We start from the raw sequence: 12734 nt of genomic DNA, 5'->3' as shown, positions 1-12734 counted from the left end.
GCGATGAAGAAAATTGGAATCTATGAAATGTTTGCATCTATCCAGGGAGAAGGTCTTCTGCAAGGTATTCCCTCTGTCCTGCTTCGTCTGGTCGGATGCAACCTCTCCTGCTCATGGTGCGATACTCAGGATTTTCTGCAGGGAGGAAGAGGGACGTATTACAGCCTGGAGGAAATTATGGACGCTCTGGCAGTCTACGACTGCCGTAATATCGTAATAACGGGGGGAGAACCTTTTATCCACCCGGAGCTACCTCTGCTGACCCAGGAACTGCATCAGCGCGGATACCACATCACCATCGAAACTAACGCTACACTGTATCAGGAGGTAACGTGCGATCTTATCAGTATGAGTCCTAAGCTGACCAATTCTGTCGTTACGGAAGCAGACGGACAGAAGAGAAACAAGATTGACCTTGAGACTATACGTAAATTCATCGCTAATTACAGCTATCAGATCAAGTTCGTGGTCAGCGAACGGGATGATATGGACGAGGTGGCTTCTATACTGGCAGAGGTTGGGGACTATGATCCTTTCCGGGTGATGATTATGCCGATGGCAGCCACCATACAGGAATTGCAACGGGTGCAGAAAAAGGTGCTTAAAATGTGTATCGACCACAATATGAGATACGCGAACCGTCTTCAACTGCAAATATGGAACAACAAAAGTGAAATTCTAAATTAACGGAGGAGGCAATGAAATGAAAGGACCACTAAGTTTGAAGGAACGCATGGACGATTTTTGGGTGTATCCGAAATTGTCGAAAGTGAATGACAACCGCGAGTACGAGGATACTTTCTTTGATTTCCTGGAGCAGCCGTCTTCAGATAGCAAGGCGGCGAACAACCTATACATACACATTCCGTTTTGTGACTCCGCCTGTATTTTTTGCCCTTATTACAAAGTTCATGGAAGCAGGGATTTGGAAGGGAAAATTTCGTCTTACATCGACATGCTGATCGCCGAGATGAAGCACTACGCCTCGACGCCGTATTTCAATGGGAAAAAGATCGATTCTGTGCATTTTGGTGGAGGCAATCCGCTCCTTATGCAACCCCTGGATTTTGAGCGGATCATTCAGGCCGTTCAGAGTTATTTCCAGGTGGAGTTCAAGGATAACTGGTCGGTTGAAGGTTCAATCAACTGTGTGAAAAGTGTCGATCAAATTCGTCAGATGATGGATCTTGGCATCAACCGAATCAGCTTTGGCATTCAGACGTTCAAGGAAGATATCCGTGAGGCTATGAATATGAGAGTGACCTTGGATGATATCTACCGCGGAGTGGAGATTTTGAACGCTGCCGGTCTTAATGAGTACTGTATCGACATGATGTACAATATGCCGAATCAATCGATCGCCGACTTCATCGAAGATCTTGAGAAAGTAACGGCATTGAATCCCTATCATATCGATATTTACAATATGGCTGTTTTCCCGAACACCTATCTCGACCGCCAGATCAAGAAAGGGGCTTACCGGATCAATCCCTCCAATCCGAACCAGCTGGCCACCTTCCGCGAAGCTCATAAATGGCTGAAAGAACATGGTTATCAACAGATTACGACCAATACCTACTCCTTGCGGCAAAAGGAAACACACATCGGCGATCGCTTGTATCTGACAAACAACAATGTACTGGGAATTGGAGTTTCATCAAGAGGATATTTGGACGGATATGTTTACAAAAATGTATGCGATATTAAGCAGTATGCGGAACAGGTAAGTCTGGGCAAGTTCCCGGCCAATTTGGCGCATAAGCTTTCAGAAGAAGAGCACGACGACCGAACGATGGTTTTTTTCCCAATCACTTTGGCGATTGACAAAGAGTATATCCCGAACTATGCCTTCTATGAAGAAAAGATTAATACAATCATCAGTATGGGCCTCGCCGAATGGATCGGAGATACGTTGAAATTGACCGAGGAAGGGGTCGTCTGGGCGGGTAATATAGCAGCTCATTTTATCAGCGAGGAACGATGGAATACGTATATGAGTTCCTTTTTCCAGTCGGTTCGTGACAAGACGAATTTCTATAACGAAGATGACACAGGGATGAAAGTTGTGGAACTGGAGGCTTAGTCTGCATGCTATACTCCAGTTTGCTAAAAGCAAAAAATAGTGCCCCTGAGCGATGTGCTGTCAGTTGTGACGGACAGCGCATGAGCTATACCGAGCTGGTGAGAGCGGTAGATTATGCGGCAGATCGGCTGGGTGAGCAGGGGATCGGAACTGGCGAGGCGGTTGGCTTAGTTTTGAACAACTCGCTCGAATTCGTCATCTGCCTGTACGCTCTGTCCAGCAGGCATGTGTCTGTGGTGCTGATCAACCCGCAGAATGATGTGCAGAAAATACGCGAAAATCTGCTTGCGATTCAGTTAGATACGGTAATTATGGAGAATCACCTTTTTGATTCCCTGTTGCGCATAGAGGCATCTTTTTCGTTTCGGCTGCTTTTGCGTAAGGATCTTCCCCAGTTTTGCTTTCCCGGTGAGGCGTCGTCTATAGGAGGGGAAACTGCGGACTATCAATTACGAGGCGACGAAGATCCAGTTATCATCCAATGTTCCTCCGGGACGACAGGGATGCCCAAGATGGCTGTCCGCACGAATCGGAATCTGTTGGCGGACACGGACAACATCATCTCAACCTTCGCCTATACAAGGGAGGATATCGTCTATTGTGCAGTCCCAATATGCCATGGATATGGGCTGACAATGGGGCTGCTGGCCCCGCTGAAGGCGGGTGCTCAGGTATGGTTGGAGCGCTGGTTCATGCCGAATCGCCTTTTCAAAGCTTTTTCAGAGCTCAGCCCTTCTGTATTCCTGGGAACTCCCGAGTATTACGACATTCTGAATCGGGCCGAATATGTCGATAGGAACGTTAGTTTTAGGGACGGCCGGTTATTGTTATGCTCCAGCTCGCCTTTGGAAGAGGAGACCAGTCTATCATTTCATCGGCGGTATGGACGTTGGATTCAACAACTGTATGGCATGATGGAAGTCAGTACCATTTCTTGCAATCTGGATGCGGATGAGCACAATGTTGCAAGCGTTGGTCGAGCGGTAGACAATGTCTTGATCCGGATCGGTGCCGGGGATGAAATCGAAGTGTTCAGCGACACTATTTCTGGGAGTTACATCGGAGACCGGCTCTCTAATACTCCCAAACGCCACGAATGGTTTGGTACGGGCGACCGGGGCTATATAGACGCACACGGTCAGTTATATATCCGGGAGCGGATTCAAGTTTCTAATCATCCTATTGAATCGGAGAGTGAAGTATGAAAGTAACTATCGGTAAAGAATTTCTGTTCGAGGCCGCCCATAAACTTCCGAAGGAGGAAGTATACGGATCCTGTCAGAATCTGCATGGACACCGTTATGAATTGGCTGTGGAAGTGACTGGCGATGTAAATGATCTGGGCTGGGTGTGTAACTTCAAAGAATTAAAGGCAATCGTTAAAGAGAATGTAATCGAACGATACGATCATGCCTACCTAAATGATTATTTCGATCTGCCGACCGTCGAGATCATGGCCGTGCACATCTTCAACGTGCTGTCCGAGAAATTGCGCAACAAGCCTTACGATTTGAACCGGATTGTTCTGTACGAAACACAGGACAGCTACGCCGAGATCAAAGCCTGAACAGGATTAACACACTCAGCCAATCTGAAGGGAGAATAACGTTATGGGAATTCTGTACAATCAAAAATCCGAAACAGACCTTCGCCTCTTTATTCTGAAGAAAATCAGCGAGGAGAGCGTGGATGCTGAGCTGTTCGATGAGAATACCGAGCTTGTAGACAGTAAAATCATCTCCTCTATCTCTCTAATCAATTTGCTCGCGGGAATAGAGGAGTTCCTGGACCAGGAAGTCGTCAACAACGAATTTGGTATTGAAAATTTCACTTCAGTCAACAAAATCATTCAAACTGTCAGAGCTGCCTTGCAATGGCCGGATCAAGTTCAATGACCGAAAGCTCACTCATGCAGGCAGAGTTCGTCTTCCATAAAGAATTTGAGTATTATTGCTTCAAAAATTGTTATTGGAAGCTTTTAGGGTTCTATGGTGTGGATCGTCCAGAGTTGTTTCTGGATTGCGGAGTGGAATGGCTGTTTGCTGAGGAAGAAGAAACGGGTAGGTACGGTTACCGTTTCAGCACCGGAGATTTTTTTTCCAGCTTCCTCCCTTCCTGGAGAGGGCATGCTCATTTCCATTCCGATCCAGGTAGCGGGGAAACCGCTACAGAGATCTGGGAGGTCAACCGGCGCAAGTTGAAAGAAGGGGTTCCGCTGATCATGGCAGCGGATGTACATGAGCTGGATTACACCCCCTTTTATCGCAAAAAGCACTCCTATCACTCACTGCTGCTTACGGGTTACGAGGAGAAAACGGAGCAATATCAGGTAATTGACTGGTATCCACCCTGGTTCTTCAAGGGAGAACGCTCCCAAGCTATGCTCGATCCAGCCAGATCCTCAACTAATGAAGCAGACGGGATTTTAAGCGGAAATCCGATTCGCTATCTTTGGGTCGAAGTGGAGCGGGACGGATGGAATTCACCGAAGAAGCATCTGATCGATGAGGCGCTAACATTGTGCCTGGAGCAGTTTTACTGTAGACCGGATGAAGGGCGGCCCGAGCGGCGGGGAATCAACGCCCTTCATGCCCTCTTCGAAAAGATCGAGCAAATGAAGGACGACTCCAGAGATCGGAAGGGTTTTTTGGAAGATCTGCACGGACAACTGTTCTTCACCGCTTCGCGAAAAACGTTTCTGAAATTCTATCTGAAGTCGGCGGCCGCTGAGTGGCCCTCACCTAAGCTGTATAGCTGCATGAACCACTTGGAGGAAACGATCAAGGAATGGAAAAAGCTTTCTTCTGTCGTGATCAAGGCCTCTCTCTCAGAAAAGGCCGAGCTTTTTCAGCAATTGACAGATTTATTTAGACGTCAGATTGATTTGGAGAAGCAGTTCTATTACCAGTTGTACAGCTTAAGCAAAAGTCTGAAGGTGGAGGGGTATCCGGTATGGATATAAAACAAGTTGCAGTCATCGGCGCCGGCATCATGGGAAGAGGGGTCGCTGAGGCATTAGCCGTTGCCGGTATTGCAGTTATCCTGATTGACCGTGAGGAAGATGTGTTGCAGCAATCCAGAGAGCAGCTTCGGAATGATCTGCGGATGCGGGCACTCTTTCGTCAGACCGGAGCTTCAGTTGAAGAACCGGAGGCTATTCTGGAACGAATAGAATGGACAACCCACTTGGAAGCTTTGAATGAGGCGGATTTCATTGTGGAAAATGTTCCGGAAGTAACCCATTTGAAGAAGGAGCTATATCAGCAGATGGCCCCCTTTCTTCCGGAATCCTGTGTCATAGCGCTAAACACTTCCTGTGTATCCATTACCGAGCTGGCTTCAGGCATACATTGGCCGGAGAGGGTTATTGGAGTTCATTTCATGAACCCCGTACCGCTGATTGCAGCCGTCGAAGTAATCCGGGGATACCATACGTCGGAGGATACGCTGAATGTGACCACGTCGCTAATGGGGCGGCTCGGGAAGGAAGCGATCGTGGTTAACGATTTGCCTGGCTTTGTATCTAACCGCATATCCCATCTGATGATGAATGAAGCCGCCTTTGTCGTTCAGGATCAGGTGGCGACAGTCCGGGAGGTCGATGATATTTTCAAGAAATGTTATGGCCACAAGATGGGGCCTTTGGAGACGGCTGATTTGATCGGTCTTGACACTGTAAAGAATTCACTCGAAGTATTGTATGAGAGTTATCAGGATTCCAAGTTCCGCTGTTGTCCGCTTCTCAAGAAAATGGTGGATGCCGGCCTGCATGGCCGGAAGACGGGGGAAGGATTTTATCAGTACCACATTTAAACTTATTTGGGGACAGGAGAGAAATAACCGATGGATGAGGTTCAGTTGAGAATTGAACATTTTCTGCTTCGTATGTTCCGTGTCAATACGATCGGCCTGCACGATGATATTTTTGCGCTTGGTTCCATTAACTCGTTGTTTGCGATGCAATTGATTCTTTTTCTGGAAAAGGAATTCAAAATTCGCATTGAGAACCAAGATATGGATCTGAATCAATTCAAGACGCTGGCTTCCATTACCGAACTAGTGGAAAGAAAACGTCTTATGCTACGGTCATCAGGCGAATAGAGGGGGGAAAAACATGGGGATTTCCGGGATTCTTCAGACCTTTCGGCATGAGGATTTCAGACGGTTCACCGAGGAAGAAGTAATGCCACTGGCTGCCCAGATTGACCGCGATGAGCACCTTCCGGTTGAACTGATTCGAAAGCTGGGGGAGGCAGGTTATCTGGGTGCATTCCTGCCGAAGCGTTACGGAGGACAAGAGATGAACATGGTGGATGTTGGTCGCTTGAACGAAGAACTGGGCAGATGTTGCTCCTCGACCCGGGGAGTCTTAACAGTGCAGGGGATGGTAGAAATCGCCATCGACCGCTGGGGCGTGGAGAAGCAGCGTGAGGAATGGCTGCCCAAGCTAGCTAAGGGTTCCGTCATCGGTGCTTTTGGTTTGTCCGAGCCCGGGGCAGGAACGGATGCGAAAAGTATTCAGACCACAGCCGTTATCCAGGACGGTAAATATGTGCTGAATGGGCACAAGAAATGGATTACGATGGGGCAATTGGCCGATCTGTTCGTTATTTTCGCCAATTGCAACGAGAAGGTGACCGCCTTCCTAATGCCAAAGAGTACCCCTGGCCTGACTGTTCAGCCTATCCGCGGAATGATGGGTGTCAGAGGGTCTATGCTGGCTGAATTGCATCTGGACAATTGTCGGATACCATTGGAGAACCTGCTGGGTTCTGAAGGCGCGGGACTGACCCATGTCGCGATGTCCTGCCTTGATTACGGCCGATATACAGTGGCCTGCGGTTGCGTTGGTTTGGCTCAGGCCTGTCTGGAGGGATCGTTGTTGTATGCACGCAAGAGAAAACAGTTTGGCAACTCGCTTAGAAACCATCAGCTTATCCAGAAAATGATAACCGAGATGGTGGTTGGCATTCAAGCAGCCCGAGTCTTGTGTGAAAGTGCGGGGCGTCTAAAGGACGAGGGAGACCCGGACTCCATTATGGAAACGTGGAATGCGAAATACTTTGCGTCCAAAATGGTCGCTAAAGCAGCCGCTGATGCGGTGCAGATTCAGGGAGCCATCGGGTGCAGCGCGGAAAGTCCGGCAGAGAGGCATTATCGGGATTCGAAAATTTACGAGATTATCGAAGGAACCTCACAAATTCACGAGTCGATGATCGCAACGCACGCTTTTCGGAGAATGTAGACGGGCCGAGTCGGCCGGGGGGGGCATCTGAAAACGATGGTCAAAAGTATAAAATGTGTGGTCTGGGACTTGGATAATACCCTGTGGGACGGCGTCCTTAGCGAAGGAGATCAAGTGGTGCCGAGTAGTGTTGTCTTGGAGACGATAAAGGCGCTCGACTGTAGGGGGATTCTTCAGTCCATCAGCAGTAAGAACGATTACGACACAGCGATGCGGAAGCTGAAACAGTTCGGTATCGAACACTTTTTTCTTTATCCGCAAATTCATTGGAATCCCAAGTCCGAGGCAGTACAGACTATTATCACACGATTGAACATTGCGGAAGACGCGGTTGCCTTTATTGATGACCAGCCCTTTGAACGGGATGAAGTTGCAGATCTTCTGCCCGGTGTGATGATGATAGACGCTGTTTGTATAAGCCAAATTCTTGATTACCCGGAAATGCAGCCAAGGTTTATCACCGATGATTCCCGTCGGCGCCGGGAAATGTATATGCAGAACCAGCAAAGGAACGAGAGCGAGCATAGCTTCACGGGGAATAAAGAGCAGTTCCTGGCCGAGTTAAATATGGTAATGTCCATTTCCAAGGCGGAAGCGGAAGACCTGAAACGCGCGGAGGAGTTAACTGTTCGAACCCATCAGCTGAACTCGACCGGTATTACATATGATTATGAGGAACTTGACAGCATTAGGCGGTCATCGGATTATCGTCTGCTGATGGCGGATCTCAAGGATCGCTACGGGGACTACGGAAAAATCGGCCTCCTGCTGGTGGAATGTGGTTCCCGGGATTGGACCATCAAGCTGATGCTAATGTCCTGCCGGGTCATGTCCAGGGGTGTGGGAACGGTTCTGCTCAGTTATATCCAAAGAGAAGCGAAGTTGGCAGGCGTAAGGCTGTTGGCTGAGTTCTTGCCAAATGACCGCAACCGGATAATGTATGCCACCTACAAGTTTGCCGGCTTCGCCGAAGTGCCATTGGATCACGGGAAAGGTGTTATTGTGCTGGAGCATGACCTGCACAATCAGGCGGTATACCCGGATTATATGAAGATCATCACACCAAATGAAACGCATGAAAATATGAGGGAGAGGCTGCCTTATGGTAAAAGTTAGCGATCTGTTTGTTCCAGACAGTAACCAAGCCAACACTGAGGAGATTTCCGGCTATATACGTCAAATTTTGCGGCTAATCGGAGAGGATCCGGATCGGGAAGGGCTGCTGGATACACCGATGAGAGTGGCCAAGATGTACACGGAAATTTTCAAAGGTTATTCCGCAGATTGTGAGGAGCTGCTGTCGGCTACATTCAATGAGAATTACGATGAGCTGGTAGCCCTGAGCCATATTAAATACTTCAGCATGTGCGAACATCATATGGTTCCCTTTTACGGACAGGTTCACATCGGTTATATTGCCAATGATCGAATCGTTGGTCTTAGCAAGCTAGCACGGTTGGTTGACGCACTATCCAGCAAGTTGCAGGTTCAGGAGAGATTGACAACGGAAATAGCCGATATGATCGAACAATATTTGAAGCCTTTGGGCGTAATCGTAATCGTGGAAGGTGAGCACCTTTGCATGTGTGCCAGAGGCGTCAAAAAGCCGGGAGTGATCACCACTACATCTGTCAGCCGGGGCGTGTTCAAAACCGATTACAACCGCAAAATTGAATTTTTACATTATATTAGACACGAGTAAGCATACGTAAAAAGACTTCGGGAATTCAAAGGAGCTCGATTATGCTTTTAAAGAAAAAAAAGTACAACCTGTTCGACTCTATTTCTATTGCCTTTCGAACAAACCCGATTACAGTAGTCTGTATTCTGGTGTTTGCCGCAATCAATGGTATTGTTCCGTTCTTGCTGATTCTCATGAATTCCAGCTTTATCGATGCGGCGATTGATTACGTCAACAAAAGTACTCCTTTCGGCGATGTACTAACGCCCCTGCTATTGATCTTTCTGTTAATCGGCTATCTTCAGATGTACGCCGTTGTGTCCCAGATTCTTTTCTCCAGGGTCACGATCAGTCTGAGAGAAAGTTTCAATACGGCCATTATTCAGAAACAGCTGTCGGTAAAATATGAGCATGTGGAAAATGAGGAAACCAGTGAATTGTTGAACCGGATTGTCAAAAACCCCGGGTTTTACGCCATTAATGAAGTGTTCAGGCATCTTGTGGATCTGATTGGCATTTTGATTAACTTTGTTGCGGTAGGCTGGCTGGTGTTCAATCTGAAATGGTGGCTGGGTGCCATTCTATTTATCGTTTCCATTCCGCTAGTGCTGATTTCCTACATCTCGCACCGGGATATTTACAACACACTGAGGTCTACTAGCGACCTTGACCGGAAATCGGGGTATATCGAATTTGATGTGCTCCGCGGTCGCGATCTGGCATCTGAACGCAAGTTATTTGGCTTCACTGTTTATTTCAACGAAAAATTCGAGCAATATTTCAATGGCGCCATAAATTTATCGAAGAAGGTCAAATTTAAATGGCTGGCGATCAACAAATTTTCCGTCTTATTTATTATTATCACCTGTATCGGCTTTACCTTCATGCTGCTGACACCTTTGAAAACCAAAGAAATCAGCCTGGGCTATTTCATCTCGCTCATAACGGCAATCTTTCAGCTGCAGGATAAAATGGCGCACCAGATGTCTGACATCATCGGATTTTTGTCGCGGGACAGTGAATATATGAAGGATCTCAATCGGTTTGTTCAATTGGAGGATGAAGAGGATGCTATAGATCTTCAATCTTTAGAAAAGGAAATACCGATCCAGCGAATAGAGACGATTGAATTTAAGGATGTGTATTTCAAATATCCGGGTACGTCCACGTATATCCTGAAGGGCATGTCTTTTAACATCCGGAGCGGAATGCATTATGCGGTTGTAGGGAAGAACGGTTCGGGTAAAAGTACGATTACCAAATTGCTGCTCGGCCTTTACGCGCCGGACCGGGGAGAGATTCTTATTAACGGAATCAGCATTAACCGGATCAAGCCCCATACGTTGCACACGCTTTTCTCGATTGTATATCAGGATTTTGCCAAGTACTCGCTATCAGTGGGTGAGAATATCGCATTGGGGGATACCCATCATTTCAGCAGTAAGGAGCAGATAAACAGGACTAAAGTGATTGAAATCGCTGAATATGTGGGACTCAAAAAAAATGTTGAGCAGCTTCCTCAGCAGTTCGATACTCCCCTGGGTAAAATTCTGCCGAACGGAATCGACCTGTCGGGCGGGCAGTGGCAAAAAATAGCATTGGCCCGATCGTTGATGAAGAGCGATACCGTTCGTATTCTGGATGAACCGACGGCGGCGCTTGACCCGCTGGAAGAGAGCAACCTGTATAAGCATTATTCCAAAATTTCATCAGAGGATACAACCATTTTCATTTCACATCGCCTGGGTTCTACCAAACTTGCAGACATTATTCTGGTCATTGACGACGGGCAGGTTATCGGATGTGGAAGCCATAAGGAGTTAATACAGGACAAAGGGATTTACTATGACATGTTTAATTCACAGAAGGAATGGTACTATGAATCCTAAAACTATGATGAATTATAAAACTAAGATAAAGCCTAAAACGATGTCTTTCCCAAAAATAATGAGCAGGACCTTATCATATGGATTTCAGAAATTACCTGGTTACTTCATCTTTTACATCTTCATCTCCCTATGTTTGGCGGCGCTGAACTTCCTGTCCATCGATATCATGAAGCGAATGTTCGATACCGTCTCCATGGCCTTTATTTCAGGAAAATGGGGAGAGGCCGCCTCCATTATAGTCTGGGCGGGTTTGATTCTGATTGTATATCAATTCATCGATGGTTATCATAACTTTCTAAATGAAGACTACTTTCTGAAATTCATGAGCAAGATCCTGAAAGACATGAACGCTAAGGCAGGAAGACTCGAATTGATAGAATTCGAGTCGGTGGAGCTTTATGAAAAAATCAGTATGGCCATAGGCGGTGTTCATCACGCAATTAAATCGACCATTCTGTTGTTAAACGGTGTAATTTTCCATCTGGTGTTCTTTGTTAGCATCAGTATTTATTTCTTTTCGATCAAGCCCATTCTTGTTTTATTGTGTTTCCTGTTCTTCATTCCAAAGTTCATCTCCCAGCTGATAAAAGGCTCCAATCTGTACAAATTACAGGAAGAGCTTGTACAGAGCACGAGAGAGATGGAATATTATCAAAAATGTCTTACGGATAAAGAGTATTACAAGGAAACGAAAACCTTGAACGCGAGATCGTATTTCTTCGACTTATACAAAGAGAAGCTCCACCAATGCAATCAGAAGGAATGGAAAGCCAATCTTAAAATTGGCCTGGTTGATTTGCTGCTCAGTTTTATCACTTATTTGGGCTATATTGGTTCCTTCGCTTTAATCACCTATTCCCTGTTGAATGGAGATTTATCAATTGGGATATTTGCCGCTGTCTATTATTCGCTGAATAAATTGATGAACGGTATGAGCGATATGATGGAACTGTTCGGTAACATCTACCAGAATGCGAATCTGGCGGGCAAGCTCTACGACTATCTGGCGATTCCAGAGAGTTCAGGAGAGGAAATCCAGCTGCCCGAACTGGAAAAACTCACATTGCGGAATGTTTCCTTTACTTATCCTTATAAAGATAAAGAATCATTGAGAAATATCGATCTGGAAATCGCCAAGGGCACCAAACTGGCAATCGTGGGCACGAACGGATCGGGCAAAACGACACTTGTCAAAATTATTATGGGACTATTTCGAATGTCTGAGGGCGAAGTTCTTTACAACGACGTCAGTATGTCCAACGTACAGCAGAAGAGCATGTACAGCAGGATTTCGGCGGTTTTTCAGAATTTCGGCAAATATAAGCTGACACTTAAAGAAAATGTCATGCTTAGTGAAATTGACAAACCCTATGATGGGGAGTATTTCGATAGCACCTTAACTAAATCGGGATTTAACAACAACAAAGACGGGTTAAAGGATGGAATTGAGACGATGATGTGCCGCTCGTTCGGAGGGATTGATCTGTCTGGAGGAGAGTGGCAGCGATTGGCTATTGCAAGAGGACTATACAAGTCAAGCGATCTTATCGTGCTGGATGAACCTACTTCGGCCATCGACCCGATAGAGGAAGCCAATGTGTACAAACGCTTCAACGAAATAGCTAAAGACAAAACGACTATCTTCGTAACCCATCGTCTGGCATCAGTCAAATCAGCAGACCGAATTATCGTGCTGGATTCAGGCTCCATTCTGGAAGACGGTAGCCATGAACAGCTGATGAGCCAAAAGGGTAAATACTATGAAATGTATATGTCCCAAGCCGAATGGTATGTTCGCTAGAAGAGCTACACATTTTATCCAAAGGAGAGATAATT

At 46.5% G+C, this 12734-nt stretch carries 13 protein-coding genes; all 13 read left to right on the top strand.

Annotated features, from left to right (window positions below; all coding sequences use genetic code 11):
• Positions 1 to 3: 3 nt before the first annotated feature.
• The 13 genes from NSQ91_RS28555 to NSQ91_RS28495 are packed head-to-tail and all read left to right on the top strand — an operon-like array spanning position 4 to position 12699.
• On the top strand, positions 4 to 687 hold the full coding sequence (locus NSQ91_RS28555; RefSeq protein WP_081387933.1) for a 7-carboxy-7-deazaguanine synthase QueE: 684 nt from the start codon (positions 4 to 6) through the stop codon (positions 685 to 687).
• 16 nt (positions 688 to 703) lie between these two features.
• A complete protein-coding gene (locus NSQ91_RS28550) occupies positions 704 to 2083 on the top strand; it encodes a coproporphyrinogen-III oxidase family protein (protein ID WP_076193963.1) in 1380 nt (459 codons plus the stop codon).
• A gap of 5 nt (positions 2084 to 2088) precedes the next feature.
• Positions 2089 to 3288: a class I adenylate-forming enzyme family protein gene (locus NSQ91_RS28545; protein WP_076193965.1), complete on the top strand. Its 1200-nt coding sequence runs from the start codon at positions 2089 to 2091 to the stop codon at positions 3286 to 3288.
• Positions 3285 to 3650 carry a 6-carboxytetrahydropterin synthase QueD gene (gene queD, locus NSQ91_RS28540; protein ID WP_076193967.1) on the top strand — a complete coding sequence of 122 codons (366 nt, stop codon included), beginning with the start codon at positions 3285 to 3287 and terminating at the stop codon, positions 3648 to 3650. The genes NSQ91_RS28545 and queD overlap by 4 nt, the downstream gene beginning before the upstream one ends.
• 43 nt (positions 3651 to 3693) lie before the next feature.
• Complete coding sequence (locus NSQ91_RS28535; RefSeq protein WP_076193969.1) at positions 3694 to 3978, top strand: hypothetical protein; 285 nt, start codon at positions 3694 to 3696, stop codon at positions 3976 to 3978.
• Positions 3975 to 5045: a BtrH N-terminal domain-containing protein gene (locus NSQ91_RS28530; protein WP_076193971.1), complete on the top strand. Its 1071-nt coding sequence runs from the start codon at positions 3975 to 3977 to the stop codon at positions 5043 to 5045. The genes NSQ91_RS28535 and NSQ91_RS28530 overlap by 4 nt, the downstream gene beginning before the upstream one ends.
• Positions 5036 to 5896 carry a 3-hydroxyacyl-CoA dehydrogenase family protein gene (locus NSQ91_RS28525; RefSeq protein WP_340920917.1) on the top strand — a complete coding sequence of 287 codons (861 nt, stop codon included), beginning with the start codon at positions 5036 to 5038 and terminating at the stop codon, positions 5894 to 5896. Before NSQ91_RS28530 ends, NSQ91_RS28525 begins: the two co-directional genes overlap by 10 nt.
• A 30-nt stretch (positions 5897 to 5926) precedes the next feature.
• Positions 5927 to 6184 carry an acyl carrier protein gene (locus NSQ91_RS28520; RefSeq protein WP_076193975.1) on the top strand — a complete coding sequence of 86 codons (258 nt, stop codon included), beginning with the start codon at positions 5927 to 5929 and terminating at the stop codon, positions 6182 to 6184.
• A 13-nt stretch (positions 6185 to 6197) separates the two neighbouring features.
• Complete coding sequence (locus NSQ91_RS28515) at positions 6198 to 7328, top strand: acyl-CoA dehydrogenase family protein (protein WP_076193978.1); 1131 nt, start codon at positions 6198 to 6200, stop codon at positions 7326 to 7328.
• 36 nt (positions 7329 to 7364) lie between these two features.
• Positions 7365 to 8444 carry an HAD-IIIC family phosphatase gene (locus tag NSQ91_RS28510; RefSeq protein ID WP_076193980.1) on the top strand — a complete coding sequence of 360 codons (1080 nt, stop codon included), beginning with the start codon at positions 7365 to 7367 and terminating at the stop codon, positions 8442 to 8444.
• Positions 8431 to 9030: a GTP cyclohydrolase I FolE gene (gene folE, locus NSQ91_RS28505; protein WP_076193982.1), complete on the top strand. Its 600-nt coding sequence runs from the start codon at positions 8431 to 8433 to the stop codon at positions 9028 to 9030. The genes NSQ91_RS28510 and folE overlap by 14 nt, the downstream gene beginning before the upstream one ends.
• A gap of 41 nt (positions 9031 to 9071) precedes the next feature.
• The gene (locus NSQ91_RS28500; protein WP_081391916.1) at positions 9072 to 10898 is read left to right on the top strand and encodes an ABC transporter ATP-binding protein; all 1827 of its coding nucleotides are present in this window, start codon (positions 9072 to 9074) and stop codon (positions 10896 to 10898) included.
• Entirely contained in the window at positions 10888 to 12699 is a 1812-nt protein-coding gene (locus NSQ91_RS28495) for an ABC transporter ATP-binding protein (protein WP_076193984.1), read from the top strand. Before NSQ91_RS28500 ends, NSQ91_RS28495 begins: the two co-directional genes overlap by 11 nt.
• Positions 12700 to 12734: the final 35 nt, after the last annotated feature.

Origin of the sequence: Paenibacillus sp. FSL R7-0048, assembly GCF_038004505.1 — a bacterium.
Taxonomy (GTDB): domain Bacteria; phylum Bacillota; class Bacilli; order Paenibacillales; family Paenibacillaceae; genus Paenibacillus_AQ; species Paenibacillus_AQ odorifer.
The sequence above is the reverse complement of the archived record's forward strand: the minus strand, read 5'-3'. Positions and strand labels throughout refer to the sequence as shown.

What these genes read in the sequence shown, in the direction of transcription:
- NSQ91_RS28545 (WP_076193965.1), top strand. Translation starts at nt 2,089, where the DNA reads ATGCTATACTCCAGTTTGCTAAAAGCAAAAAATAGTGCCCCTGAGCGA.
- NSQ91_RS28555 (WP_081387933.1), top strand. Translation starts at nt 4, where the DNA reads ATGAAGAAAATTGGAATCTATGAAATGTTTGCATCTATCCAGGGAGAA.
- NSQ91_RS28520 (WP_076193975.1), top strand. Translation starts at nt 5,927, where the DNA reads ATGGATGAGGTTCAGTTGAGAATTGAACATTTTCTGCTTCGTATGTTC.
- NSQ91_RS28515 (WP_076193978.1), top strand. Translation starts at nt 6,198, where the DNA reads ATGGGGATTTCCGGGATTCTTCAGACCTTTCGGCATGAGGATTTCAGA.
- queD (WP_076193967.1), top strand. Translation starts at nt 3,285, where the DNA reads ATGAAAGTAACTATCGGTAAAGAATTTCTGTTCGAGGCCGCCCATAAA.
- NSQ91_RS28535 (WP_076193969.1), top strand. Translation starts at nt 3,694, where the DNA reads ATGGGAATTCTGTACAATCAAAAATCCGAAACAGACCTTCGCCTCTTT.
- NSQ91_RS28510 (WP_076193980.1), top strand. Translation starts at nt 7,365, where the DNA reads ATGGTCAAAAGTATAAAATGTGTGGTCTGGGACTTGGATAATACCCTG.
- folE (WP_076193982.1), top strand. Translation starts at nt 8,431, where the DNA reads ATGGTAAAAGTTAGCGATCTGTTTGTTCCAGACAGTAACCAAGCCAAC.
- NSQ91_RS28530 (WP_076193971.1), top strand. Translation starts at nt 3,975, where the DNA reads ATGACCGAAAGCTCACTCATGCAGGCAGAGTTCGTCTTCCATAAAGAA.
- NSQ91_RS28550 (WP_076193963.1), top strand. Translation starts at nt 704, where the DNA reads ATGAAAGGACCACTAAGTTTGAAGGAACGCATGGACGATTTTTGGGTG.
- NSQ91_RS28525 (WP_340920917.1), top strand. Translation starts at nt 5,036, where the DNA reads ATGGATATAAAACAAGTTGCAGTCATCGGCGCCGGCATCATGGGAAGA.
- NSQ91_RS28495 (WP_076193984.1), top strand. Translation starts at nt 10,888, where the DNA reads ATGAATCCTAAAACTATGATGAATTATAAAACTAAGATAAAGCCTAAA.
- NSQ91_RS28500 (WP_081391916.1), top strand. Translation starts at nt 9,072, where the DNA reads ATGCTTTTAAAGAAAAAAAAGTACAACCTGTTCGACTCTATTTCTATT.